28 protein-coding genes are annotated in these 23,912 nt (G+C 69.1%); 20 read left to right on the forward strand and 8 right to left on the reverse strand.

Translation table 11 applies throughout. The features are described 5' to 3' along the window. Positions 1–104 precede the first annotated feature (104 nt). From SCAB_RS15235 to SCAB_RS15250, 5 genes are all read left to right on the forward strand, one after another. Positions 105–1,235 (forward strand): hypothetical protein, encoded by a 1,131-nt coding sequence (locus SCAB_RS15235; protein WP_013000972.1) that lies wholly within the window; start codon positions 105–107, stop codon positions 1,233–1,235. Beyond that, positions 1,229–2,188: an SAM-dependent methyltransferase gene (locus SCAB_RS15240; RefSeq protein WP_049875715.1), complete on the forward strand. Its 960-nt coding sequence runs from the start codon at positions 1,229–1,231 to the stop codon at positions 2,186–2,188. Before SCAB_RS15235 ends, SCAB_RS15240 begins: the two co-directional genes overlap by 7 nt. A gap of 125 nt (positions 2,189–2,313) precedes the next feature. Beyond that, positions 2,314–3,291 (forward strand): hypothetical protein, encoded by a 978-nt coding sequence (locus tag SCAB_RS15245; RefSeq protein WP_013000974.1) that lies wholly within the window; start codon positions 2,314–2,316, stop codon positions 3,289–3,291. A 65-nt stretch (positions 3,292–3,356) separates the two neighbouring features. Then, positions 3,357–3,575: a helix-turn-helix domain-containing protein gene (locus tag SCAB_RS44855; protein ID WP_078580112.1), complete on the forward strand. Its 219-nt coding sequence runs from the start codon at positions 3,357–3,359 to the stop codon at positions 3,573–3,575. Positions 3,576–3,791: 216 nt separating this feature from the next. Continuing rightward, entirely contained in the window at positions 3,792–4,136 is a 345-nt protein-coding gene (locus SCAB_RS15250) for a zinc ribbon domain-containing protein (RefSeq protein ID WP_013000975.1), read from the forward strand. Between the two features lie 180 nt (positions 4,137–4,316). On the opposite strand, the gene SCAB_RS47285 is transcribed toward SCAB_RS15250, so the two are convergent. The 5 genes from SCAB_RS47285 to SCAB_RS15270 form a co-directional block, all read right to left on the reverse strand. Then, positions 4,317–4,484, reverse strand: coding sequence for a hypothetical protein (locus SCAB_RS47285; RefSeq protein ID WP_158512234.1), 168 nt, complete (start codon positions 4,482–4,484; stop codon positions 4,317–4,319). Between the two features lie 233 nt (positions 4,485–4,717). Then, positions 4,718–5,311 carry a phosphatase PAP2 family protein gene (locus SCAB_RS15255; protein WP_037729819.1) on the reverse strand — a complete coding sequence of 198 codons (594 nt, stop codon included), beginning with the start codon at positions 5,309–5,311 and terminating at the stop codon, positions 4,718–4,720. Beyond that, positions 5,301–6,497, reverse strand: coding sequence for an MAB_1171c family putative transporter (locus SCAB_RS15260; protein WP_013000977.1), 1,197 nt, complete (start codon positions 6,495–6,497; stop codon positions 5,301–5,303). Before SCAB_RS15260 ends, SCAB_RS15255 begins: the two co-directional genes overlap by 11 nt. Further along, entirely contained in the window at positions 6,494–7,048 is a 555-nt protein-coding gene (locus SCAB_RS15265; RefSeq protein WP_013000978.1) for a hypothetical protein, read from the reverse strand. The genes SCAB_RS15260 and SCAB_RS15265 overlap by 4 nt, the downstream gene beginning before the upstream one ends. A gap of 174 nt (positions 7,049–7,222) precedes the next feature. Continuing rightward, the gene (locus SCAB_RS15270) at positions 7,223–7,717 is read right to left on the reverse strand and encodes a helix-turn-helix domain-containing protein (RefSeq protein ID WP_046773755.1); all 495 of its coding nucleotides are present in this window, start codon (positions 7,715–7,717) and stop codon (positions 7,223–7,225) included. A 540-nt stretch (positions 7,718–8,257) separates the two neighbouring features. Between SCAB_RS15270 and SCAB_RS47290 the strand changes: the two genes are divergently transcribed. The 11 genes from SCAB_RS47290 to SCAB_RS15320 all read left to right on the forward strand — a co-directional run bounded on the left by SCAB_RS47290 (position 8,258) and on the right by SCAB_RS15320 (position 17,011). Continuing rightward, on the forward strand, positions 8,258–8,404 hold the full coding sequence (locus tag SCAB_RS47290; protein ID WP_158512235.1) for a hypothetical protein: 147 nt from the start codon (positions 8,258–8,260) through the stop codon (positions 8,402–8,404). Beyond that, positions 8,401–9,291 carry a helix-turn-helix domain-containing protein gene (locus tag SCAB_RS15275; protein WP_013000980.1) on the forward strand — a complete coding sequence of 297 codons (891 nt, stop codon included), beginning with the start codon at positions 8,401–8,403 and terminating at the stop codon, positions 9,289–9,291. Before SCAB_RS47290 ends, SCAB_RS15275 begins: the two co-directional genes overlap by 4 nt. A 2-nt stretch (positions 9,292–9,293) precedes the next feature. After that, complete coding sequence (locus SCAB_RS15280; protein ID WP_013000981.1) at positions 9,294–9,992, forward strand: zinc finger domain-containing protein; 699 nt, start codon at positions 9,294–9,296, stop codon at positions 9,990–9,992. A 162-nt stretch (positions 9,993–10,154) separates the two neighbouring features. Next, entirely contained in the window at positions 10,155–10,796 is a 642-nt protein-coding gene (locus SCAB_RS15285) for a WhiB family transcriptional regulator (protein WP_037729902.1), read from the forward strand. Then, entirely contained in the window at positions 10,793–12,502 is a 1,710-nt protein-coding gene (locus SCAB_RS15290) for a collagen-like domain-containing protein (RefSeq protein WP_013000983.1), read from the forward strand. The genes SCAB_RS15285 and SCAB_RS15290 overlap by 4 nt, the downstream gene beginning before the upstream one ends. Next, complete coding sequence (locus SCAB_RS15295; protein WP_013000984.1) at positions 12,499–12,690, forward strand: hypothetical protein; 192 nt, start codon at positions 12,499–12,501, stop codon at positions 12,688–12,690. The genes SCAB_RS15290 and SCAB_RS15295 overlap by 4 nt, the downstream gene beginning before the upstream one ends. Before the next feature lie 86 nt (positions 12,691–12,776). Further along, entirely contained in the window at positions 12,777–13,013 is a 237-nt protein-coding gene (locus SCAB_RS15300) for a hypothetical protein (protein ID WP_013000985.1), read from the forward strand. Between the two features lie 224 nt (positions 13,014–13,237). Next, complete coding sequence (locus tag SCAB_RS47750; protein WP_013000986.1) at positions 13,238–13,627, forward strand: plasmid mobilization protein; 390 nt, start codon at positions 13,238–13,240, stop codon at positions 13,625–13,627. After that, complete coding sequence (locus tag SCAB_RS15310; protein ID WP_013000987.1) at positions 13,624–15,363, forward strand: relaxase/mobilization nuclease domain-containing protein; 1,740 nt, start codon at positions 13,624–13,626, stop codon at positions 15,361–15,363. The genes SCAB_RS47750 and SCAB_RS15310 overlap by 4 nt, the downstream gene beginning before the upstream one ends. Positions 15,364–15,791: 428 nt before the next feature. Next, positions 15,792–16,235, forward strand: coding sequence for a hypothetical protein (locus tag SCAB_RS15315; RefSeq protein ID WP_013000988.1), 444 nt, complete (start codon positions 15,792–15,794; stop codon positions 16,233–16,235). Between the two features lie 80 nt (positions 16,236–16,315). Further along, positions 16,316–17,011 (forward strand): hypothetical protein, encoded by a 696-nt coding sequence (locus SCAB_RS15320; RefSeq protein WP_013000989.1) that lies wholly within the window; start codon positions 16,316–16,318, stop codon positions 17,009–17,011. 622 nt (positions 17,012–17,633) lie between these two features. Here SCAB_RS15320 and SCAB_RS15325 read toward each other — a convergent pair. From SCAB_RS15325 to SCAB_RS15335, 3 genes are all read right to left on the reverse strand, one after another. Then, complete coding sequence (locus SCAB_RS15325) at positions 17,634–18,455, reverse strand: DUF317 domain-containing protein (protein ID WP_013000990.1); 822 nt, start codon at positions 18,453–18,455, stop codon at positions 17,634–17,636. A 15-nt stretch (positions 18,456–18,470) separates the two neighbouring features. Further along, positions 18,471–18,761 carry a hypothetical protein gene (locus SCAB_RS15330; protein ID WP_037729826.1) on the reverse strand — a complete coding sequence of 97 codons (291 nt, stop codon included), beginning with the start codon at positions 18,759–18,761 and terminating at the stop codon, positions 18,471–18,473. Between the two features lie 80 nt (positions 18,762–18,841). Further along, complete coding sequence (locus tag SCAB_RS15335; protein WP_037729828.1) at positions 18,842–19,216, reverse strand: DUF317 domain-containing protein; 375 nt, start codon at positions 19,214–19,216, stop codon at positions 18,842–18,844. A 217-nt stretch (positions 19,217–19,433) separates the two neighbouring features. On the opposite strand from SCAB_RS15335, the gene SCAB_RS15340 reads away from it, so the two are divergent. Genes SCAB_RS15340 through SCAB_RS46985 form a run of 4 tightly spaced genes read left to right on the forward strand, consistent with a single transcriptional unit; the run spans position 19,434 to position 23,828 of the window. Further along, a complete protein-coding gene (locus SCAB_RS15340; RefSeq protein WP_013000993.1) occupies positions 19,434–20,186 on the forward strand; it encodes a TnsA-like heteromeric transposase endonuclease subunit in 753 nt (250 codons plus the stop codon). After that, entirely contained in the window at positions 20,183–22,081 is a 1,899-nt protein-coding gene (locus SCAB_RS15345; protein ID WP_046773184.1) for a Mu transposase C-terminal domain-containing protein, read from the forward strand. Before SCAB_RS15340 ends, SCAB_RS15345 begins: the two co-directional genes overlap by 4 nt. Continuing rightward, positions 22,078–23,130 carry a TniB family NTP-binding protein gene (locus tag SCAB_RS15350; protein ID WP_013000995.1) on the forward strand — a complete coding sequence of 351 codons (1,053 nt, stop codon included), beginning with the start codon at positions 22,078–22,080 and terminating at the stop codon, positions 23,128–23,130. The genes SCAB_RS15345 and SCAB_RS15350 overlap by 4 nt, the downstream gene beginning before the upstream one ends. Then, on the forward strand, positions 23,127–23,828 hold the full coding sequence (locus SCAB_RS46985; RefSeq protein ID WP_013000996.1) for a TniQ family protein: 702 nt from the start codon (positions 23,127–23,129) through the stop codon (positions 23,826–23,828). The genes SCAB_RS15350 and SCAB_RS46985 overlap by 4 nt, the downstream gene beginning before the upstream one ends. The last annotated feature ends 84 nt before the right edge of the window (positions 23,829–23,912 follow it).

Raw genomic sequence — 23,912 nt, forward strand, 5'->3', positions numbered from 1 at the left:
GCAGCTGTCCCCGAGACCGTCCCGACGACGGCATCCGGTCCACCCCGTCACCCCCCTCCACCCATCCGGCACCCCGAACACGGTCAACCCCGAGGAACCCGATCATGACAGCGCGCAAGATCATCCGGGTCGTCAGCTGCAACTTCGAACGCAACGGCCGCAGCGACTACGACACCTGGCTGACCATGTACCAGCGGCTGGCCGCCCTGCGCCCGGCAGTGCTGTGCCGCCAGGAGAACCCGGGCCACGCCCGCACCGGGGCCGGGCGCTTGCTGTTCAACGAGTCCCAGCGGATCCTCGGTCTTGCCGGCGAACTCGGCCCCGGACTGGGCACCGACGCCCTGTACTACGACCAGGAGGTCTTCGAGCAGCTGACCGTGTGGGAGACCGCATGTCCGGCCTGGCCGCTGCCCCCGGTCGCGATGACGCTGCGGCTGCGCGGCACCGAGGACGTCGACCTTGTGGCGGCCTGCACCCGCCTGTCCTACAACTCCCCCCACCTGCGGGCGGTCCAGGCGGGCGACGTCACCCGCTTCGCCGACCGCGTCGAGCCCTGCAAGACCGGCGCCGGCACCGCCGACCGCAAGCTGCCCGTCCTGGCGATCGGCCAGGACTGCAACAGCTACGTCGATCCCCCGCGGCTCGTCCCCGGCGAGACTCCCGTCCCCGAACTCGCCGACATCAAGGACCCCCAGCACCGGGCACACCGCAGCTACGAAACCGCCCCGGGCCTACGGGTGATGGACTCCCTGGCCGACCGGACCCTGCTGGCCGCCGAACTGGAGGATGCCGCCCGGCACGCCGCACTGCTGCCCGGCGGACCGGGCCTGCGGGCGGTCGCGCCGACCGTGGACGCCTCCCCGACCCACGGTCCGGCACACCGCGTCGACCGCATCTACACCAGCCGGATGCTCCTGCCCGCCGTGATCAACGCCGAAGTCATCGACATGAAGGGCCTCTCCGACCACCACACGGTCATGGTGGCCTTCGACCGTGACGTGATCGTCGACATCCACCGCACGACATTTGCCACCACCGCCAGCCTGCATCGTACGGACCAAGGCCCCCGCAACGCATCGACTCTGCCCTCGCCACCCCCCGATCCAGCACCCGCCCCGCTCAGTTTCGAGACCGTCGCCACCAAGGAGGTGCGGCGGGTGACGGACCACGCCCTGCTGATCGCCAGGCTCCTCCTCGCCGAAGGCCGCCGCGTCCTCACCCCCGCCCCGTGGTGACGCCACCCGCCGGCCCGGCAGAGCACGCCTCCCCCACCGGCCTGCCCTCGAACTGGTTCACATGCCCGGCGACCTCCCGGATCGACAACTACCTGACGGGCGGATGCGACCACTTCGCGGCCGACCGGAACCTGGCCGGACTCCTCACAGCGGAGGCACCCTGGCTCCCAGCCATGGTGAAGATCAACCAACGCCACCGGTCCCACGCCGTCACCGCCCTCGCGAAGGATCTCGGCATCACCCAGTTCCTGGACCTGGGCTGCGGGCTGCCCTCCAGGTGGAACCGGAAACATGGACGCCACGACCCCGAGCTGACCCACGAAGCCGCGCGAGCCGTCCACGCCGGCGCCCGGGTCGTCTACCTCGACAACGACCCCATGGTCTGCGGGTACGCCCGTCTGGCTTCGGACAGCAGCCAGACCACCGTGGTCCAGGCCGACCTCCGCCGGATCAACGAGGTGCTCGACCACCCGGGACTCAGCCTCCTCGACCGGGCGGAGCCGATCGCCGTTCTGGTCCACGACGTCCTCCCCTGGCTGAGCACCACTGCCGCGACCCGGGCGATGACCGGCCTGCACGACTGGCTCTCCCCAGGCAGCACCCTCTCCGTCACCCACGCCACGGCGGACATGGAGCCCGCACCGATGTGGGGGCTCCAGGCCAGGTTCGCCGATACCGGAATCGCCTACCAGCCGCGCTCACGGGAGGAGATCCAGGCCGTGCTGAACGCGTGGAGCCCGGCGCCGGGGGATCTCGTTCCGACGGCGCAGTGGCGGGCGGGCGGCGTTCGCCGGCTGCCCTCCGGCGAACGCTGCAACGCGTACGCCGCCATCCTCACCAAAACACCACCGGCCCCCGGCCACCACCCGGCAGCCCGCACCCACGGGCAACACCCCACGGCCCAACCCGAATCCGACGGCTTCCGACCAGTACCCGCCACAACCACAGCCTGACCGTCACTTCATCCCCCGCACCCGGCCCGCCCACAACCGGAGCCCGCTCGGGCAGCGCCCGCACCGGTCCGCCACGGCCGGGCATCCACGTACTGCCCTCCTCGCCCAGAAGGAAGAACCCACCCATGAAACGCGCCGTCAGCCAGAACCAGCTCCTTGCCTGGGCAGCAGGCTTACTGGTGCTCGCGAGCCTGCCCTCCCTGGCCACAGCGGCATCGCGACTCGACGGACACGGCGACGCGCAACGGCTGCCCCACGGCTTCGCCGACTGGGTCCAGTTCGGCGCGGCCCTGACCGCCTCGTTACTACTCGCCGCCATGGTCACCACCCGCACCGTCGGCCACGAAGGAGCCACACGACGAAGGCTACTCACCCAGCGCACCGCGGTGGCCGCGTGCACCCTGAGCTGGCTCTACACGACAACGCCCGCCTCCAGCCCCCTCGCCCGGCACCTAGGAACCGCCGTGTACGGAGTCGTGCTGGCATGGCTCGCCATCGAAGTATGCCGAGCCAGCGGCGCCCGGCTGTCTAGCGGCTTCGACATCGCCGACCGTGACCAACGCCTCCGCACGTGGGGGATCACCTCATGGTTCTACCTCTTGTGCGTGGCCGGGAGCTTCCTCGTCACCATGTCCGAGCAGCTGTTGCGAACGGCTGGCTTCGACAACGCACTGATCGTGGGACTCGACCAGCGCTCCACCCTCGGACTCGTCGGCCCGGCCGAAGGTGTACTCGCCTTCATCGCCACCGTGGCCATCGAGGACGTGGTGATCGTGGCCGCGACAGCCACCCTGCTGGCGAAGGCCCGACGCCCAACGTGGCACATATACACCGCCATCTGTCTCGTGGAAGTCGCCGTTCACGCCTACATGGGCATTTCCGCCCTCGCCTTCGCCGTCCTGACCGCCAGCCGCATCTGGCTGTACCGCCGATACCAAGGCTTCCTCCCGCTGGCGGTCGCTCACCTCGTCTTCAACATCTCCGTACTGCTCAAGTGGTTCGCCCCGGGCCTTCCTACGATGGTGATCGCCCTCATGCTCGCAACCGCGGCGATCCTCGGAGTCGCACCCCGCCGGGCAGGGAAAACAGGGGCCACCGCATGACCGAATCCATGGCCCGCCCTACCCGCCAGAACACGCCGAAAGCCAACAGTAGAGGAGAACATTCGATGGACTACTCGAAATTCAAGCCAAAAAGCCCGATAGTGGGCGCCGCCCGGAAACAGGTAGCAGCCGACATGAAGAAGAAATACGAAGCAGGCGCAAGCATCCGCGATCTGATGGAGGAAAGCCGTCGCTCCTACGGATTCGTCCGTGGAATTCTGCAGGAATCCAAGGTGACCTTCCGCCCCCGCGGAGGCAGGCACCGGTCAACGGCGCCTAGCTGACAGCGCTCTGCCGGTCGCCTGGTTCGCCCCCTCCGCAGTCCGCCGGATCCTCCCCGCCGCAGACCTGCAACTGATTCCCAGGCAAACCCCCAGTAGGCCGTACCTCGTATCCGACCTTCACCCCCGAGCCCCCTGCGTGCCGCTCGCCTGCGGGCAGTCTTCAGACCGGCCGGGCCGGGGGACAGAACACACGCGCACGCTCCCCTTCTCACCGAGGTGGGCGAGGCCATCGCCTCAGGAGAGCGCCGACGGCATCTCGCCTACAAGTGCGAACTCTACGGCTCCCAACTCATTGCAGTGCCGGCGTTCCACACCTCCCAGACCTGCGCCGCCTGCGGCACGGTCGACACCGACAGCCGAGAAGGCAGCGGACGGCTGTTCTCCTGCGTCCACTGCGGACACGAGGACGACGCCGATCACAACGCCTCGATCGAGATCGAGGCCCGAGCCCGCCGGACGGGTGGCTCGGTCACCAACAGCACGCGCAGCACCCGAGCGGTGCGAGTCCCCGCCCAACGCGGGAGGCGGACGCGTGAAGCCCTCCCGGCCGCCCACGGCTAGCTGTGCCGTCTCATGAGATTGGCGCCAGGGAGCCGCGATCGACGAAGTTGTGTCCCTCTTCAGGAAGGACGATGAAGACCCCGGAGCCAGGAGGATCCTCCACTGATGCTCTGCTGATGCGAGCTGTCCGCTCAGGGGTGGGCCACCGAGTGTCGCTGTCCCAACGAATCCCTACGAGGTTCACCTCCGCCACCGGAGGCAGAGGTCCTGGAATCCTGCGGGCAGGGTGACGTAGCCCATGGAGGGGTCGAGAAGGGCCTGGGCCAGCTCGTACAGTTCTTCGCTCTCCGCCTCCATCGCCCAGTACGCGTTCATGCGCTGGGTCAGGCGGATGCGGTAGAACACCATGTGCCCGACGCTGGCCCCGCCGTGGGTTGGGCCAGCGGCATCGTGGGTGTCACCGTCGTAGCGAATGTATACCTGCCAGCGCTCAACCGTCTCCTCATGGGCGTCCCCGCTCAGGGCGTGGCCGAAGTGGTAATGCAGGCGCAGTGCGGCAGGGTCTCCGGGAAGCGTTGCTGGGTCACGGCGCCGAGAGTAGCGGGCGCCGATCGCCCGCCGTCTGGTCGGCGGCGGACTGATCAGCGTGCCAACTGGAACACGGCCGCGGCCACGATGGTGCCGAGGATTGTGCCCGCGATGACCTGGTTGCGTGTGTGGTCCAGCAGCTCGACCCGGGACCACCCGACGATGACGACCAGGAGGAACCCGAGGGCCATCCACGCACCGTAGGTCTGTACGAGCATCGCGCAGGCACCTGCCGAGACGGCCTGGTGCACGGAGATCTTCCAGACGAACGTGATCACGGCGAGGATCGCCAGGGTGACCAGCATCGACACGATGAGGGCGGTCATCGTCCGCGGGGCGCCTGCGGCGGCCATGAGGAGGATTCCAATGGCCACGGAGAGCAGGATGACGGCCATGACGACCAGCCGTGCAGGCTTGGCCCCGACGTGTCGATCGCCCCAGTGGCCCTTCCGAATGCCGTACTTGATGAAGGTGATGGGGATAATGGCGGCGAAGAGTGCGCCGACCGCTCCCCAGGCGACGCCGATCCATTGCGCCGTGTGCCAGCCGATCAGGAGCGTGACGGCGATAATCCAGTTTTTCGGCTCAAGCCAGTCGGTGATGCGGCGTGCCAGTTTGGACTCCGCGGGGTACACGTCAGTTGTCATGGGAGGAGTCCTTTCCCGGTCCACCTGCCGACAAGGAGGCAAGCGCGACTTCCTGGCGGGTGAATTCTGCTACGACGGGCGAAGAAGCGTCGGCGCGGGATACCGCGTGGAGCCACGCGAGTTCACTCGGCCGGTCCCTTCCAGTGACGCCGAGGGGCGGGTGCTCAACACCTTCAAGCTGTTTTCCTGTTCGAGCGGCGCTAGCGGCCACGCGCAGCCAGGCGGCTTCTGACACAGCATCAACTTCCTGCTCACTTACGCCTTTTTGGAAGGCAAGCGCGCGAGCCCGCTCGCGCACATCTGCTGACACGTATTCACGTAGCGCCAGGCATGCGTCCTCGATTTCGATGACGCATCGTTCAAGTCGGAATCCCACACGCCGCTTTGGAACCGATGTGGAGAGCACCACGTGGGGAGCGGCGTCTGCCAGGCGCTTCCACAAAGGCTGGAGCCGCCTGAGCATGATCCAGGATCTGACGTACTCCACGGCCACGGAGAGCGGCGGCAGGCAGCTGCCGAGTGCGATCGACAGAATCGCCAACTGCTTGAGTGCAGTGGAGATCTGGTACTCCAGCGTCGGATACCGGACTCCGGTGGTGAGGTTCAGCGTGACGAAGCCGACGCGCTGCAGGGCATAGAGGCTGCCGAGCAGCGTGCCGAGCCCCATGAGGCCGAGGCCGGCCCTGCCCAGAAGGGTGCGGCTGTGCCGGACGCCGCTGAGGAAAAGCCAGGTGGCGACGAACATGGCGATGCCGATGTACAGCGTGAAAACCGCCGTGTAGAGAACCGGATAGATAGCGCGCACGCCCTCACCGACCCGTACTGGCCCACCTGGCATCCAGTTGGCCATTGCATAGAAAAGGACCATGAGGGGGAGCGTCACCGCGATCGCTGCCAGCCTGGTGCGGCGGGCCAGGCCCTGCGGGCGGACGACGGCGACGATGAAGTCCAGGAGGAAGGCCGCGGAGGTAACGCCGAGCAGGTGCTTTAGCAGCGGAGTAAGACTGGTGACGCCAGCGGTGTGACTGATGACGGCTTTGACGGCAGGCACCTCGAAGGTCATGGCCGCAGCCAGGGCCGCGAACGTCAGCGCAAGGCTCCGTTGCTTGTGGGAGTGACGGATGGACGGCAGACGCCACACGGTCACGAGCCACAGGGAGCCGGCGACGAGGGTCGGGGTGTTCATGAGCGGCGGTTCCTCCGGGGATGAACGAGGGCTTCTTCAAGACGGGTCATGGCGCCTGGCCGCCCTGGCTCTCGGCCGGAGTAGGCCAGTTCCTCGAACAGCTCACCGAGGGACGAGGCAGCCATCTCGGCGTCGTACTCGGTCTCACTGTCGTAGCTGGTCCGTCCGAGCGCTGTGATCACGGCCGAGGGGTCGACGCCCTGGGGCATGACCGACAGGAGCGACTGCACGACGCTCGTGTTCTCGCTTGCATGCCCGAGCAGTAGGTGCGCCAATTCGTGGCGGACTATTTGCGCGCGGTGCCGCTCGCTTGTCGCCGCCACATGAAATATGTGATCTCCGCTGTCGAAGGAGATCATGAGACCGCACGGGGCGTTGACGCCACCCAGGTCGGGCAATTCGTGGAGGTGCAGCGGGCGTCCACGCCTGACCGCCAGCTGGCGGCATATTTCATCCACCGCGTAGGGGTCAGATATTTCGATTCCCTGCAGTTGCTCCTCGCACTGTCGCCTCAGCTGCGCTTCTTTCCGCGCATAGCGCCGATTGAACATGAACGAGATCCTTGCTGTGGCCCCGAGTAAGCGCAGTACGCAACTCTCACTCGACTCTTACTCACCGGCACACGAGGATTTCCCGCGCCCGAGCGGAGCTTTACACAGCCTCGCCGGGTGACCAAGAGGATCTTGAAGGCATATCCGCCAAAACGGGATAACGGGTGAGGGAGGTCACGTTACTGAGGGATTATCAGGCTTATCAAGGCCCTCTAGGCGACGCGCCTGTTCAATTACCGTCGTGATCATTTTGAGGCTGTCGGCCGAGAGTCCATTGGCTCGCAGCGCGAGTCCTCGCACCTTGCTGTCACCCACGGCCGCGATCAGCTCCATGGAGGCCCGGATCTTCTCGGACTCCTCGGCATCGAAGTCAGGGAAGAAGTATTGGGGTGTGACATTGAAGTGGCGCGCCAGCGCTTCGACGGTATTCACGGTCGGGTTCGGCTTGACTCCGGAGCGTAGCTGCGAAATGGCGCTCTCCGAGACGGTGAGGCCGTCCACCTCGCCGGCCTCACGGATCGCGCGAGATACCTCCGCGTTGGTGTACCTCTTGCCCGTCGCCGGGTTCTTCACCGTTTCGAAGAGGTGGTTCAGCTTGTCGGCGAGGCTCAGCCGCCGACCGCCGGACGACCCCGAGGACACCTCCGCCGATCCACTGGACTCCACCATCACCCGCCTCCTCCCATCTACACCCTGAAGACCCGACGATACTCCAGTGATGATGTGAGACCAACCCGCGAGACAGAACACTATGGTGTTGACAGACAGGGATCACTTCGGCGTATGTTCCAGCCGCGGCAACACCAAAGTGTTGCAACGCTGGGAGGGCGGCAGAGCGCATCGCTCCCTGCGGCGTTCGCCATACCCCTAGGCACGAGGACCGCTCATGATGACCTGCCCCGCGTCGCGCTCGGCCGCGCGACTTCTACAGAGTTTAAGAACCAACTCTGGATCTTGACGCAGGGTGGTGCGTATGTTCGTCGTCCCCCGGGCAGCCCGTCCGGCACGACGAACGCGAGGAGCAGCAGCATGCGCGCAACCCGGGCCTTGTAGGCCCACAAACAGCGACGGCGCCCGAGAGGTGCAACTCCCGGACGCCGAACGCTTCACGGCATGTACCGCCCCGGCAAGGGCGGGTATCGCCACCATCACCACGCTGATCCCTTCCACGGGGCGTCTCAGCGTGGCAACACCGAAGGAGATTCTTGCATGCGCTCTGCCCTGCGCAAAAGGCCCTTCCGCCTGGCCTGCGCGGCAGCCGCCTTCGCCTCGACGCCTCAGCGCACCGAGCCGGAACGCACCATCCCGGCCCCGGAGGGCCGCCGGCCCCGCCTGCTCATCGGGCGCGGCCGATGAGCAGCGAAGCCCGCGAGTGGGTGTGGGAGCACAGTTCCAGCCGGGGGACTGCGCGTCTGGTCCTGCTGTCGATCGCCGACCGGGTGGCCGACGAGCAGTGTGTCTCCTGGGCCTCGCTGTCGAGCCTGGCCAAGCGCACGCGCGCTTCCGTCTCCACGGTGCGCGAGGCCATCGACCGCCTGGTCCATGCCGGTGAGCTGGAGCAGCTCGACGACCTCACCGGCCCGCAGCGCAGCACCGTCTACCGCCTCCCCCTCGCCGCCAAGGCCGCCATGGCAGAGACCGCCGAGGACGAGGAAGCCGACCAGGCGCCGGCGGAGGGACCCGACGCCACGCCAGCGCTCCGGATCTCGGCCCTGCGGCGGTGCGGAATCCGGCCCCGTGAGGTGCCGGAAACCCCCGCGAGGGTCCGGAAACCGGCAGTACCGGAATCCGGCAGGTACCGACGGAAACCGGCACCTCGACGTGCCGGAAACCGGCACAGCGATGTACCGGAAACCGGCACACAGAACCGTAGTGAACCTGATTTGAACCGGAGGTACAGCAGTAGTGGTGCTGCCGTCCTCTCGGCTGCCGAGTGGCAGGTCGATTCCGCCACCCACACCTGGGCCCGCCAGCAGGGACACCTCGATCGCCTCGGCGAGCAGGGCCTTCGGGCCGCCGACGCGAAGTGGCGTGCACACCGGGCGGGCCATGCTCCGAGGGCGGCGGACGCCTGGGCTGCCGACTGGCGGTCCTGGGTCGCCCGGGAGCACGCTCCCAGCCGACCGAACCTCTACGCCGTGCCCGGCAAGAACACCGCCGTACCGGGGGGCATGACGCGGACGCAGGCGCACACCGCCGCCCTGCTTGCCGCCCTCGACGAGCCGACCGGAACGGAGGGCTGACGGTGGACCGCCGCGAAATCGCCGCCCTGCTGGCCTACATCGGCCGACTCGACCCCCGCACCATCCGCACCGACCAGGGCGAGGCCCGCGACCAGCTCGCCCAGTGGCACGAGCTGCTCGGCGACGTGCCGATGGCCACCCCGTACGGCTGGGACGCCCGCATCGCCGCCCGCCAGCACATCCGCACCTCGCCGTACCAGATCCTGCCCGCGGACATAGCCCGTCCCTGGGAGAGCTACCGGCGCGACCGCCTGGCCCGGCACTCCGACCCGACACCGTCCGCCGACCCGGACGACCAGGCAGCCTGGACTGCCGAGCTGGTCGGCACCCGCCGCGCCGTCGCCGCCGGTACCGCGCAGCCCTCGCAGGCCCGGGCGATCACCAGCGGTCGCGACGGGATCGACCCGAGGCTCGAGGCGAGGTTGCGGGAGATCGGCTCCTGCATACCGCCTGCCGCCCGTGCTGCCCTCGCCCCCTACCGGCCCGCCCGTGCCACCCGCGATTCCGCCGTGGCGAAGGGTCTGCCCGACGCCCTGAGCGTCCGCTGCGAGTGGTGCCTGGCCCGGCCCGGCGAGCCGTGTCGCCGCCGCCGACCCGGCCCCGACGGTGTGGCCCGCGGAACCGCGCCGCGGGCCACACCGCATCCCGGCCGCCTCGACCTCGCCATCGCCCAGCAGGCCCAGCAGCCCGCCGTGGACTGATCGGCGCATCCGGCGCGTGCATCCCCTCCGATGCACCGCCACCCCAACACCACCGACCCGCCCCGGCTGCGGCGCACGCCCGCGCGCCGCAGCCGGCACCCGCCGCCGCACCCGACGAGCACCGCCCCGGCCGGCAGACGCGGCAGCACATCGGAGAGCCCCTTGCGCCACATCACCACCCACGACGCGCCGACCACCGGCCTGCGCGGCATCGGAGACACCAGCTGGCACACCCGCGGAGCGTGCCACGGCATGGACGTCGAGGACGCCGACGCCGTGTTCTTCCCCGGGCCTCGGGATCACGAGGAGATCGCGGAGGCGAAGGAGCTGTGCGGCTGGTGCCCTGTACGCCGCAAGTGCCTCGACTTCGCCCTGGAGAACGTCCTCAAGGAGGGCGTCTGGGGCGGCCTCACCGAAGCCGAGCGGCGCCCGCTGCACGACGGACTGCACCGGCGCCTGGACTACCGGCGCGTGACCGCCTTCTTCCAGGGACGCGACGTGCACCTGACCGAGGCTGAACGGCAGGTCGTCATCGACCACGCCTACGTCCGGGGCTGGCGGCCCAAGCGGCTTGCCGCTGCCCTGCAGATCAGCCACAAGCACGCCCGCGATCTGCTCCGGCAAGCGGCCAACAAGGTCTTCGACCGCGACCGCAACTACGGCGTGCCCCGCTCCAAGAAGAAGCGGAAGAAGACCACTCCGTCAACGGGCAGCCCCGCGCCCGCCGCACCCGGCACACAGCAGCCCGCAGTCCGCCCGGTAGCGCCGACTCCGGCCCACACCCCTCTCGGAAAGGCCGCATGACCCACCCCGCCCTGGCCCTCGGTGTCACTCCGGACCTCCCCCTCCTCCTCACCGCCGGCGTGCCCGCCGTCCTCCTGCTGATGCTGGCCGCCTGGACGATCCGGCGCCGCGGAACCCGCCCGCAGAAACGTCTCGGCAGTCCGGCGGTCAAGGTCGCCGCCCTTGCCGCCCTCGGCTGCACCGCCTACAGCGCCGACACCTCGTGGCGCTTCGCCGCCGACTTCCTCGACATGGCCGGCACCGCCGAGCGGGCCGGGATGTTCGCCGCGGCCGAGCTGGCGCTCTTCGCGACCGCGCTGATGGCACGCCAGAACCTGGCCACCCAGGGTGCTCCTGGTCTGCCGGGCACGCTGGTCTGGGTGATCACGACGGTGCAGGTGATCCCCGCCTATGCAGAGAGCGGTCCCATCGGCGGCACGGTTAGGGCCTTCGTCGGGCCGGTCATGGCAGCGATGCTGTGGCACCTGGCCATGGGGATCGAGCTGCGCCTGCGCACCCCGGGTGCCGCCTCGCACGGACTGATCGCCGTCCTGGGGCGGGAGGCACGCGAGCGGCTCTTGTCCCGCCTCGGCATCGCCGCGCGAGACCGCGACGCCGCGCAGATCACCCGGGACCGGGCCACCACCCGCGCGGTCGCCCTCGCCGCCCGCCTCGCCGAGCGCACACCCGAGCAGCAGCGGAACCGTCGAGGTCGGCGGCTGACGCGGCGCCTGTCGAAGGCGCTCGGCAGGGCCTCGGTCGGCACCGACCCCCTCCAGCGGGCACAGCTGCTCGACCAGCTCGCCGCCCGTCGGCACGCCCTCGCGCTCGCCACGGTCCCGCTGCCGTCGCCCTGGTCCCCGGTGCACAACACCGCAACGGCAGCCACGGTCGCCTCGAAGGCGCCGGTCCCCGTAGCCGGTCCCCACGAGTCGGACGGGGACCGGGGACCGAGCGCCCCGAGGGGAACGGTCCCCGAGGTTGCGGGCTCAAAGGCGTCGGCAGGCGCGGGGACCGGAGGCGAGAACACGGGGACCAGGGTGGGGACCGAGACCCCAGAAGCAAGCCCGGTCCCGGGGACCGGTCCCGCCAATCCGGAAGCCGAGCAGGGTGATGCCCGAGGCGTGGGGGTCGAGCGTCTGACGGGAGAAGTGGCTGCTCCGGGCCCTGATTCGCGTCGGGGACCGAGCGCCGCCGAGTCGGGGACCGAGCCCACCGGGGACCGGGGACCGACCGACACCGACACGGGGACCGAGCCCACCGGGGACCGGGGACCGACCGACACCGACACGGGGACCGAGCCCACCGGGGACCGGGGACCGACCGACACCGACACGGGGACCGAGCCCACCGGGGACCGGGGACCGACCGACACCGACACGGGGACCGAGCCCACCGGGGACCGGGGACACAAGGTCCCCCTTCGACGGAAGTCGATCACGAAGACCAGGACGAAGCACAAGGGGAAGCGCGGCGGGTCCCGCACCCTGCAGGCACAGCGCCCGCCACGTGAGCTGGAGCAGTCGGTGGACCAGCTCGTCCAGCAGGTCCGCCCCCATGTCCCCGCCCTGCTCGAACGGGACGGCAATGAGTCCGTCACCCGGGTCCAGCTGCGGGAGATCCTCCGCCGCGAGGGTCTGAAGGGCGGCCGGAACGACCGGCTGAGCCTCGTCCTCCAGGAACTTCGGAGCGACGACACCACGAAGACAAGGAGCACTGCACGATGAAGACCTGCCACCAGTTCGACACCGTCCGTGCGGAGTACGAGCGGGAGATCGGCTTCATGCTTGCCCATTCCCAGCGGCACGCGGGCAGGCCGGCGGCGAAGGCCAGCGCAAAACAGGCTTCCTCGACGAAGCAGCGGATGGCCCGGGCGCTCAACAGCCATGTCGGGCGCTGCCCCGAGTGCGGCTGAACCGGCAAAGCCCCAGTTCAGCGCTCTATCCGCAACGGGTGGACCGGCTCCTTGCCAGGCCACCGTCCCGCTCCAGGAGACACCCCGTGATTCCGCGTCCCACTCGCTCTTCCGAGCCCACCGTCCCCGAGGCCATCGCCTGGGCCGATGTCCTGGTCCGTCGGCGGCTCCTGCACGCCGCCGTCCTCGCTCCGACCGGCCAGTCGCTCGTCCAGGACCGGCCCGACGGACCCGTCCGCGTCCTCATGGGACCGGCCGACGCCGTCGTTCTGGCCGCGACCATCCAGCACGACACCCGCATGATGAGGCCCGAATCCCGATGACGAACGCACCCAAGAACGGCACCACCCAGGAACCTGATCCCGACTCCCACTCAGTCTCGGGGCGAGCAAGATGGAGGTTCGGACACTCCCCCGATGGGGCAGTGTCCGAACCCGTCCCCGCCCCTGGGGTGGCGGGGCCCGACTGGCACCCGGGGGCGCCAGTCGGGAAGGCTGCGACCGAGGGCGGATCACAGCCAGAAGCCGCCCACAAGGGGCGGCCGAAGGTGCGAGCGCGTCCGCGCGACAAGAAGCAGCGTCGCGCGCACAGCGTCCGCCTCAACCCGTCCGAACTCGCCCTCATCCAAGGCGGAGCAGACGCCGCCGGGATGAGCGTGGCGGGGTTCCTCGCCTACTCCGGGCTGGCCATGGCCCGCGACCGGTCCCGTACCGCGGTCGCCATCGCCACCGAACGCGACGTGCTCACCGAACTGTTCGCGATGAGGCGGCAGCTCGGCTGGGCCGGCAGCAATCTCAATCAAGCCGCCAAGATCCTCAACTCCGGTGGTGACGTTCCCCAGTTGACCCAGGTGATGGCCGACGTCCGCCGAGCGGCCGACGCGGTGAGGATGGCTGCCGACAAGGTGGCCAACCGGCAGGCAGACGAGGCGCCTTGATTCCACAGATCCACAAGCAGGGCAGTCACACCCTGGGCCTGCTGTACTACCTCTACGGCAAGGGAACCCATGAGGAACACGTCGATCCACATCTCGTCGCCTCCTTCGACGGCATGTCGCCTGACCCCGGACGCGATCCGACAGCCACCAAGAAGGATCTCGGTCAGCTGCTCGACCAGCCCCTCCATCTTCTTGCCGCGGATCAACGCCCGGCAAAGCACGTGTGGCACTGCTCGGTGCGTGCTGCGCCCGAGGACCCGATCCTCACCGACGATCAGTGGGCGGACATCGCGCGTCGCATCGTCGCCGCCACAGGGATCGACCCGCGCGACGGCGCGGGCTGCCGCTGGGCCGCCGTGCGGCACGCTGACGACCACATCCACATCGTTGCCACCCTCGTGCGCGAAGACGGCCGACGCCCCGACCACCACCGATCCGGTAAACGGGCGCAGGCCGAAGCCCGTCTCATCGAGAAAGAACTCGGGCTCCGGCAGGTCGCCCCCGGCGACGGCACCGCCGCACAGCGGCCCACCAGTGCCGAACGGCACAAGGCCGAACGCCAGGGTCGCGAACGCACGGCCCGCGAGGAGCTGCGCGAGACGGTACGGCGCGCGGTGTCCGGTGCGAGGAGTGACGAGGAGTTCTTCGACCGGCTCGCCGCCGCCGGCCTCCTGATCCGTAAGCGCGCCGCGCCGTCCGGAGACCTCCTCGGATACAAGGTCGCTCTGCCCGACGACCTGAACAGGGACGGCGAGCCGGTGTTCTACCCCGGCGCGCGCTTGGCCCCCGACCTGTCGCTGCCCCGCATCCGGGAGCGCTGGTCCGGCGACACCGGGACCGATCCGACCCCACGGCAGGAGGACACGGTCCGTGCGGGAGCGGGTGCCCCTGCCTCCGCCAGGCGCAGTACAGCATCGGCCGCGTGGCAGGCCGTGCTCATCGTCGAGCACGGCGACGACGCGGTCGCCGCCGCACACATCGCCGCCGCCGGCGAAGTCCTGGACGCGCTCGCGAAGACCTCCGCCGCACACACCCGCCGCGAACTGCAAGACGCCGCAACAGCGTTCGAGCGAGCCTCCCGCTCCCACGTACGCGCCGTACGCGGGCACGACCGCGCGCTGCGCCAGGCCGCCCGCGAACTCGTCCACGGAGGGCCCGCCCTCGGCCGCGGAGAAGACGGGGCCACCACCGCGATGGCGATCGACATGCTGTTCTTCCTCATCACCGCCGCCGCCCACTGGCACGCGAGAATGGGCCACGCCCAGCAGGCCGAAGCCGCCGCCCAGGCCGCCGAGCACCTGCGCACCGCCTACCAGGCCGCCGCCGCCCAGCCACTCGGCGTGCTCTACCAGCAAGGCCGACGTCTGAGCCGGCCGATACTCCAGCGGCAGACCATGCTGTTGCGCGAAACGCTGCCCCAACTCGCCGAACAGATCCTGGCCGAGCCCGGCTGGTACGCCCTGGCCGCGACCATCGCGGACGCCGAAGCCGCCGGCCACGACCCGGCCGCCATCCTGTCCGACGCCGCAGGGCACCGCGAACTCGACACCGCGGACTCGGTGAGCGACGTGCTGGTATGGCGGCTGCGGCGGACGGCCGATCTGCCCGCCGACTCCTCGTTCCGGTCCGAGAGCGGCACCGCTGGGGTCCCGTCCGCAACGCGCAGGACGGCCCCCCAGACTTCCGCGCCCGGCCGCCGCCGCAGCGGGGAGGAGACATCGGGCAAGACCCGGTGAGCCCTGCCAGCCGGGGTGCAGCCTCAGCACACGACTAGGAGCAGGCGCACCACCACCGCCCCGCTCGCGACCGACAGCGTGGCCGTACGCCACAGCGGACCCCGGCGGCGTTCAGGCCCGCGTTGTGGGTCACGGGCTCTACGCACGCACACTCAGGAGGAACGCAAGGGCGCAGGTGCGGCGACTCGAGCCAGCAGGCGACGCGAAGTGGGCGGTCGAAGCCGACGTGACGTGTTCGGGCACGCCGAGGGGACATCACTCATCCGCTCGGAGACACGCGCCGTTCCCACTCATCATCCGCGCCCCCAGGAGGCGGAAAACGCCTGATGGCCTGCCCGAAGGCGACTGTGGACTTTGTGAATTGAAACCGCCAGGGGCGTAAGGCACGATCATGAAGCGAGCAGGACGAGGCACAGGAGGACGCCAGGGTGTTTCACCGAATACGCCGCCGGGCCAAGGAGCCCAGCGAGGAACAGCGCCGATTCTTCGAGCTGTCGGCGCAGCTGCAGCCCCAGGTCCCACCCGGGATCGGAGTGCCGCCGACCGAGCCGGAACACATCGAGCCGACCGCGGTGGTGGACGACTTCCTTCCGCCGGAGCTGCGGGTACCCAGCCACGACCAGGTCGACGGCACCATGATGCCGTGGAAGCAGCCGCTCGTCCTCGACGGCGAGATGGTCGCCTGCTCCGAGTGCGGCACGTACCGGGACTGGCTCATCCTCTCCACCCGCGACCAGATCTGGCTGCGCTGCCGGGTCGGCCACCAGCAGCAAGAATCCCGCCTCGACACCGCCTGGTTCAACCGGAACCGCGGACCGGCGGACGCGACGCACGCCACGTTCGAGGATTGCCTGCGCCACCTCGGGCACTGACCCCCACTCCTACGACCCCACCGGGCCCCGCAGGCCCCCACTGACCACCCGTCGCCTAGCACCAAGGGGTCAGTTCCGTCATGCGCGTTCGCGTCGCCATCACCATCCTCGGCATCACCACCACTCTCCTCGCCGTGCCCGCCTGCTTCACCGACACCACCGGCACCAAGCCCAACACCGCCGCCTCCGCCCGTACCGGGTCGCCGACCGACGCCGCCCAGCAGACTGCTCCGCTCACGTCGGCCGCGCTGGAGACGCGCCTGCTCGACCAGAGCGACCTCGGCAGCGGCTACCTGCGCAAGCCGGAGCGCCTCACCCAGCACAACGACGTCACTGTCATCGGCTGCCCGGCCCTGAGCGAACTGGGCGGCGACACGACGACCGGCGGCACGCTCACCTTCCCGCACAGGGCGAAGGCCACCTTCACCTACGGCGGCAGTTCCACAGAGGTCTCGGAGGAGCTCTACAGCGACAGCGCGACCAAGCTGTCCAAGGTCATCGGACGAATCTTCGACGCCATGACCGGCTGCCCGACCTATCAGGTCGTCGCGGGCGGCGCCCCAATCGACATCGCCTCACAGAAGCTGCCCGCACCTCGCGACCTCGGTGCCGAGCAGTGGAGCCAGCTCCTGACGTTCTCCACCGGAGGACGGAGGACCGTGGTCAAGCAGACCGCGATCCGCGCCGGCAGCCTGCTGCTGATCGTCTCCGGCTCTCCGGCCCTTGTCGACCGCCACCTCGACAAGGCCCTCGCCAAGGCCACGGCAGCCAGCTGACCGGGCCCCGACACACTGCTGCCCCCGACCAAGAGATGGTCGGGGGCAGCAGTGCTGTGCGGCTCTCCCCGCTGCACGGTCCGGCAAGTTCTTAACGGGACGTGAACCATGCTGCGAGTCCACTCCCCATCGCTGTGACAAAGGCCGCCACCAGCCAGGTCGAAATGCGTTGAATGATGATGTGCACTCCGCCGCAACGGAGTTCAAGGGCCGGCTGCTGCTTCTCTTCGGTTCGAGACATATGGCTATTCCGCCGCACAGGATGTGGCACCGCTACGCCAAACCTTCGCCACTTTCTCGCCACTTCGACCGGCCACCGAGTACCACACGTTGGGCGGCACCACTACGCCAAAGCGCGGCCACTTTGCCCCACTTGAGACGCTGGCCGTACCACGTGAGGAATCCCTACCGCTACACCGAGTAGACCCCACTTCACCCCACTTCCCTGCCGTGGGGCGGAGGCGATCACCGACGCCGGGCAGGCCCTGACATCGTGCACTCGTCGCCCAGGTCGCCCTCCTTCGCCTCGATGGCTCGCCCGAGCCCGGAGGGAAATGCCAGAAGCCCGGCGCCCCCGTTCGGGAGGACCGGGCTTCTTCCTTCGGGCTGAGGGGTGCCGTCGCTAGGCCGGTGCCTGCAGCAGTCGCTCCCGGGTGGCCTCGGGCAGCACCCGGCGCAGGACCGGTGCGGTCGAGCTGAGCGAGGCGGCGAAGGCTGCCACGAGGTCGTGTGGGACGCTGGAACCGAAGGATGCCGCCCACAGGCAGGGTGCCCCGAGTGCGGGCTCGGCCCATGCCTGCCACCCGGCCGGTCCCGCCTCGTCGGCCGCCTCGGTCGTCAGGGCGCGCGGGTCGGCGTCCTGGATGAGGGGCGGTACCTCGCCGAGGCTGATGTGCGAGGTGAACGTCGGGTCCGTCGCTGCCGCGTGGGGCTGGTCGATGTCGCGGAGCCAGCCGTGTGCGGCGACGGCGTCGAGTACCAACTCGTGGCCGGCGAGCGGCATGGCGGGCTGGTCTCGGGCGTCGAGCGCAACGAGGAAGTCGGCCACGGCCTCGCCGGGGACATCGGGGGTGAAGTAGGCCGACCATTGAGCGAGCGGGGTGCTCGTCTCGGCGCGGGCGGAGATCTGCCAGGCGATCGGCAAGTCTCCCAGGTGGAACGGCTCGTCCGCCAGACTCCACTGGGCCCATCGGAGGGTGTCGGGGCTGATGTGCAGGACGGTACTGCGCAGGACCTGGCGGTCCTCCGGCTCCTCGTCGGGCTCGTGCCGTCCGCGGACGATCGTCAGGCTCGTCCAGCCCAGTCCGGCGAGCGTGTCGGCGACGGTCTCGTAGAGGCGCCTATCGTCGCCGGCCAGGTGCCGGGGTCCGACCCAGAACGCGGGCTGGCCTCCGGGCGGAGTGCACGGGTCGAGCGGGAAGTCGGGGTACAGGGGCGCCTCCAAGGGGTCGGTGCGGGTCTAGTTGCCGCTGGCACTGCGGCGGGGGCGGCGTGGGGGAGCCTGGACGGGGCCCTGCCAGGTCAGGGCGACGGCGACCCCGGGCGGCAGATGGCCGAGCTGTGCGCCCTCGTCCCGCCCCTCGGCGAGGTAGACGACGGTCCGGCCGGTCTCGTCCACGGACTGCACGACCTGCGCCAGGCGGTGCGCCATCGGAAAGAAGGGGTTCATGGCCTGGCGGACCGGAGCATCCCGGTCGCAGGCGGACAGCAGGTCGATGAGATCACCGACGGTCATCTCCGGGGTCGTCACGAACAGCCTCCTGGGGTGAGGGGAAACGGTGAGCGGTGGAAAGGTGGGGCCCGACAGCTGGCCGGCCACTCGAGCGAGAACTACTCGTGGGCGCTTGGCTGTCGTACACGACGTGAGGTCTCCAGCACACGCGCCACGGCGGCGGCGACGATGTGGGCCAGCGTCTCGATGTCGAACGACGGGCAGTAGCCACGCACCTTGGCCGTGCCGGACACAGCGATCTTCCATCCCTCGCCGTCCGTGCCGGAACGGCCGAGCGGGAACCAACCGAGGTTGAGGCGGCCGTCCTTCGAGCTGACGTGCACGTCCGCACGGTCGTCCACAATCAGGTGGAAGTCCCCTGCGGAGAACTGGTCCATCACGAGCGTGGGTTGGCCGGGGCCGAGCTGCCACTCGCGCAGCCGCAGGGCTTCGACGGTGGTGGAGAAACCGGAGTCCACGGGCGCTATGGGCACTAGCGATCACCATCTCTGACCTGGGGTTTCTTGCAAGGTCGTCTACGTTGACATGCCCCCGCCCGCGTTGGCCAGTCTTTCCGTGATCTTTCCTGTCTGCCCCCGGCGAACTGCTGTCCCTTGTCATCCAATCGAGTCGTTTGACAGCGAATCCAGCCGTTTCGGCTTCTTCGACAGCGAACCTAGTCGTGCGGGGTGATCACGCTGGGGGTGTTGTATGGCCGTACGGGCTGGGGCGGACGAGGCCGTGCCGTACGTCGAGGTGTCGTGCGTGGATGCCGCAGGCAGGCGTCGGCGGCGTCCCCTGCTGGACTGTGCGACGGTCAGGTTCGAGGACGTGGTTCCGGTACGGCCGTTTCGGTGGTCGAGAGGTTCGCGCCATTTTCCGGGCTGGTACTGGTCGGCGACGACCGGGCAGCACGTCGGCTTCGAGTCGTGGCTGGAGCGGGACCGTCTCGTGCTCATGGACTTCGATCCCGCCGTGGCGCAGATCGCCTCCCAGCCGTTCTGGCTGCACTGGCACGACGGTTCGCGTGAGCGTCGGCATGCCCCGGACTTCTTCGTGCGCCGCGCGGATGGCTCGGCCGTGGTCGTCGACGTCCGCGCCGACGATTGGATCGCGCCGCGCGATGCCGAAGCGTTCGAAGTGACGCGCCGAGCCTGCGCCGAAGCCGGGTGGGGCTTCGAACGGGTGGGGGTGCCGGAGGCGGTGCTGCTGGCGAACGTGCGGTGGCTGTCGCGCTACCGGCACCCCCGCTGCCGGCAAGGTCCGGTCGCTGCCCGGCTGATGGAGGTCTTCTCGCAACCGGGACCGCTGGTGCCCGGGGCTGATGCGGCTGGCGACCGCCTGGCGACGCTGCCCGTGTTGTTCCACCTGTTGTGGAGGCAGGAGTTGTCCGCCGAGGGGATGGCTGCCGAACTGTTGGGGCCGCGCACGGTCGTGCGCCTGGCCGGTGGGGATGCCGGATGAGGAAGGAGGGGCGACGGGTTCCGCCGACTGCCCGGATCGCAGAGTTTCCCAAGAAGGCTGCTGACCAGGCCCGTTGGTGGGAGGGCCATATTCTGGAGGTATTGCACGGTTTGCCGCCGGATGCTCCTCAAGGGGCATTGCCACGACCGGAGTTCGACCCTAAGCGGCATTCGCTGGCCGAACGCGAGCGGGCCAAGGCGGCCGAGCTGACGGCAGCGGGCCATCGGGTGACGGCCAGTGGCATCAAGCAGCGGCGCCAGCGTTATCACCGCGACGGGCTTGTCGGGCTGGCCGACCGCCGGTCGGCCAAGCAACTGCCCCCCTTTGGCCGGATCGCCCCGGCGGTGGTTGAAGCAATGCGGCAGGCGATCGCCGAGACGGCCGATGCCTCCTCAAGGACGATCAGATTCACCATCTGGCGGACGAAGCAGATCCTGGCGTCCCGCGAGGATGCTGACAGCATCGAGATGCCTACGGAGCGCACGCTCTACCGGCTCTTCGACAAGCTCGCCGCCGGCACACACGCGACCGGCTCGGCGACCACGCGCCGCTCGCTGCATGCACGTCCGGCCGGCCCTTTCGGGGAAGTCCCGGCCATTGCGCCGGGCGAGTTGATGCAGATCGACTCCAGTCCGTTGGATGTCCTGGTGCGGCTGGACGACGGCATTGCGGAGAAGGTCGAGCTGACCGCGCTGGTCGATATCGCGTCCAGGTCGATCACTGCGGCGGTGCTGCGGCCGACGACGAAGGCGGCCGACGCCTCCGCCCTCGTGGCCCGCAGCATCACGCCGGAGAGCATGCGGCCGGGCTGGCCGGAGGCACTGCGGATGTCCCGGTCGGTGCTGCCGCACCGGCGGCTACTGGCCCTGGACGAGCGGCTGGAGCACGCGGCGGCGAGGCCGGTGATCGTTCCGGAGACGATCGTCTGCGACCACGGCAAGGTCTTCATCTCGCACAACTTCCGTGCGTCCTGTCGCTTCTTGGGCGTCACGCTGCAGCCGACGCACAAGGCGTCTCCCTTCGAGAAGGGCGTGATCGAGAAGACCCTAGGTTCGGTGGCGACGCTGTTCGCGCAGTTTGTCGCGGGTTACACCGGCCGGTCGGTGGACCGTCGCGGCCGGCACTTGGAGGAAGGACCGTTGTGGTCTCTGCCCGAGCTGCAGGAACTGCTGGACGAATGGATCGTCGCCGTCTGGCAGACCCGGCCGCATGACGCACTGCGAGATCCGGACGCACCGAAGCGGGCCTTCTCGCCGAACGAGAAATACGCGATGCTGCTGGAGTCGTGCGGCTACGTTCCGGCCCCGTTGAGCGGTGAGGACTACGTCGAGTTACTGCCGGAACGGTGGCACGCAATCAACGCCTACGGCATCCGGATCAACCGCCGCACCTACGACAGCCCAGAGTTGAACCCGCTACGCCGTCAGCGCTCCGGGGTCGCGGAGAAGAAGGGCTTGTGGGAGATCCACCACGACCCCTACGACGTCTCCCGGATCTGGGTACGCGACCGCCGCGGCGAGAGGGACCGGTGGATCACCGTGTTCTGGCGACACCTGCACCGCGTCGGCGTCCCGTTCGGCGAAATGGCCTGGGACCACGCCCGTCAACAGGTCCCGAAGAATGGGAGCGAGGCACAGATCGCGGATGCAGCAGCCGCCCTGCTCAAACGCGCCCACGACGGCCCCCTGGACGAGAAGGACCCTCCGGTCAAACGGTCCCGGCGGGATCGCCGGATCGCCGCCCGCACCCGGGCGACCACCCCCACCCCGGCCCGGGAGATCCCCGATCCGCCGGCCGACAGCGAACCGACGGATGAGGACACGGACACCTCGTTGGCCGAGGTCATCCCGCTGGGCCTGTTCGACCCGCTGGCCGACCCCTGGAGGCGCCCGTGACCATCTCCAAGTCGGCGGCCCGGCGCACCGTATTGCGGGAGGCCGACGCCGAGGCCGGCCGACAGCTGAACACCCTGGCCGGATGGCGGAGGTTCATCGACGGGCCACCCGCACCCCCGGCCCTGTCGTCCCGGAGCGCTTGGCAGCGGATGCCGGTGACAGAGCGGGGCCTCTACGACGAAGACCGCCTTGACCATCACGCCCGCATGCTCACGGTCGCCACCTCGTTCGTCGAGCAGACGGCGATCTGCGGCCGTCGGCTGGTCCTGCTCAACCGGCACGCGATCAGCGCCCGCCGCGGGCTGATCGTTTCCGGCCCCGCGGGAACCGGCAAGACCATCGCCATCACCCAGCTGGGGCGCTCCCACGAACTCCTTGACCGGGCCCGGCACCCACACCTCACGGACCGCATCCCGGTCGTCTACGTCACCATCCCACCTGCCGCGACCGCCCGCATGATCGCGACCGAGTTCGCCCGCTTCCTGGGCCTGCCGGTGCGGGCCCGCTCGAACATCACCGACATCATTGAGGCCGTGGTCGGTGTCTGCACCGATACCCGCGTCGGTCTGGTGCTGGTCGACGAACTCCACAACATCTCACTCACCAGCCGCCACGGCGCCGAAGTCGCCGACACCCTCAAGTACTTCTCCGAGCGCCTGCCCGCCACCTTCGTCTATGCCGGCATCGACATCGCTGAATCCGGCCTGCTGTCCGGGACGCGGGGCGCCCAGATCTCTGGCCGCTTCACCCTGATCCCCTCCCGCCCGTTCCCCTACAACAGCGAATGGAAGGGCCTGGTCGCCACCATGGAGGACACCCTGCGGCTGCACGACCACCGCCCTGGCACACTCACGGGCCTCGACCGCTTCCTGCACGACCACACCGGCGGCATGATCGGATCCCTCTCCCACGCCATCCGCGGAGCCGCGGTCGACGCCATCCTCACCGGCACCGAGAAGATCACCAAGAAGGGCCTCCAGACCATTCCGCTCGACCACACCGCCCACACCACGGCGTCACCGGCCACGAAGACCATTACTCCCCGATGAACAGCGAGCTACCGCCCCGGTTTGCGCCACTGCCGATCCGACTCCGCCCTTGCCTCGGAGAATCCGCCAACTCCTACATCCGGCGCCTGGCTCGCGCCAACCATCTCAAGCCCAGCTTCCTGCACTGCTATCTCTGCGGCCCACCGCAGTGGTTCGGCAAGCCGCTCCTCGAAAACCTCGCTACGGCCGCAGGTCACTCGCCCGAAGCACTCGAACGTGCCCTAGCTGACGCCAACGCCCTGGGCGGCACGAACAAACCACGCCGGCGCCTCCCCAGGAAGAATCCCTTCACCCGGCGCCAGGGCCTGGCCCACCGCATCGCCCAAGACGCCCTCAAAGGCATACAAATCCGCACGCTCGCAAAGCGCTACAACCTCCGCTGCTGGGACGTCCGCTTCGCCCTGGAGACGCCACGCCTGACCACCGCAGAGACTGGTCCGCTGACCGACCCCGTCACAGGCGAACTCGCCGACCTGATCGAGAGCATGATCAGCAGAAAGCTCAACGGAAGGCAGATCTGGACAGAACTCATGGACCACCACGACTACTTAGTCACATACGACAGCATCCGCCACTACATCCGATACACACGATCCCGAACAACGTCAGCACGAGCAGACTCGTTGATATCCAACCCAGCCGGCCCGTCAGCGGGCTGCACACGACTAACTTCGCTGTCGGGTGCGTACCCGGAATGAGCATCCACACCTTATGGAGGGTGAAGCTGGTTGCTAATCGTGTCCTGACGAGTTCGGTTCCAGGGGCCTCACCAGGTTGCCAAC

The organism is Streptomyces scabiei 87.22, from assembly GCF_000091305.1.
Lineage (GTDB): Bacteria > Actinomycetota > Actinomycetes > Streptomycetales > Streptomycetaceae > Streptomyces > Streptomyces scabiei.

Bases quoted from the DNA above. Each gene is read 5' to 3' on its own strand.
- SCAB_RS15235 (WP_013000972.1), top strand. From the start codon at position 105: ATGACAGCGCGCAAGATCATCCGGGTCGTCAGCTGCAACTTCGAACGC.
- SCAB_RS15245 (WP_013000974.1), top strand. From the start codon at position 2,314: ATGAAACGCGCCGTCAGCCAGAACCAGCTCCTTGCCTGGGCAGCAGGC.
- SCAB_RS44855 (WP_078580112.1), top strand. From the start codon at position 3,357: ATGGACTACTCGAAATTCAAGCCAAAAAGCCCGATAGTGGGCGCCGCC.
- SCAB_RS47285 (WP_158512234.1), bottom strand. From the start codon at position 4,484: ATGGTGTTCTACCGCATCCGCCTGACCCAGCGCATGAACGCGTACTGG.
- SCAB_RS15255 (WP_037729819.1), bottom strand. From the start codon at position 5,311: ATGACAACTGACGTGTACCCCGCGGAGTCCAAACTGGCACGCCGCATC.
- SCAB_RS15260 (WP_013000977.1), bottom strand. From the start codon at position 6,497: ATGAACACCCCGACCCTCGTCGCCGGCTCCCTGTGGCTCGTGACCGTG.
- SCAB_RS15265 (WP_013000978.1), bottom strand. From the start codon at position 7,048: ATGTTCAATCGGCGCTATGCGCGGAAAGAAGCGCAGCTGAGGCGACAG.
- SCAB_RS15270 (WP_046773755.1), bottom strand. From the start codon at position 7,717: ATGGTGGAGTCCAGTGGATCGGCGGAGGTGTCCTCGGGGTCGTCCGGC.
- SCAB_RS47290 (WP_158512235.1), top strand. From the start codon at position 8,258: ATGCGCTCTGCCCTGCGCAAAAGGCCCTTCCGCCTGGCCTGCGCGGCA.
- SCAB_RS15275 (WP_013000980.1), top strand. From the start codon at position 8,401: ATGAGCAGCGAAGCCCGCGAGTGGGTGTGGGAGCACAGTTCCAGCCGG.
- SCAB_RS15290 (WP_013000983.1), top strand. From the start codon at position 10,793: ATGACCCACCCCGCCCTGGCCCTCGGTGTCACTCCGGACCTCCCCCTC.
- SCAB_RS15295 (WP_013000984.1), top strand. From the start codon at position 12,499: ATGAAGACCTGCCACCAGTTCGACACCGTCCGTGCGGAGTACGAGCGG.
- SCAB_RS15320 (WP_013000989.1), top strand. From the start codon at position 16,316: ATGCGCGTTCGCGTCGCCATCACCATCCTCGGCATCACCACCACTCTC.
- SCAB_RS15340 (WP_013000993.1), top strand. From the start codon at position 19,434: ATGGCCGTACGGGCTGGGGCGGACGAGGCCGTGCCGTACGTCGAGGTG.
- SCAB_RS15345 (WP_046773184.1), top strand. From the start codon at position 20,183: ATGAGGAAGGAGGGGCGACGGGTTCCGCCGACTGCCCGGATCGCAGAG.
- SCAB_RS46985 (WP_013000996.1), top strand. From the start codon at position 23,127: ATGAACAGCGAGCTACCGCCCCGGTTTGCGCCACTGCCGATCCGACTC.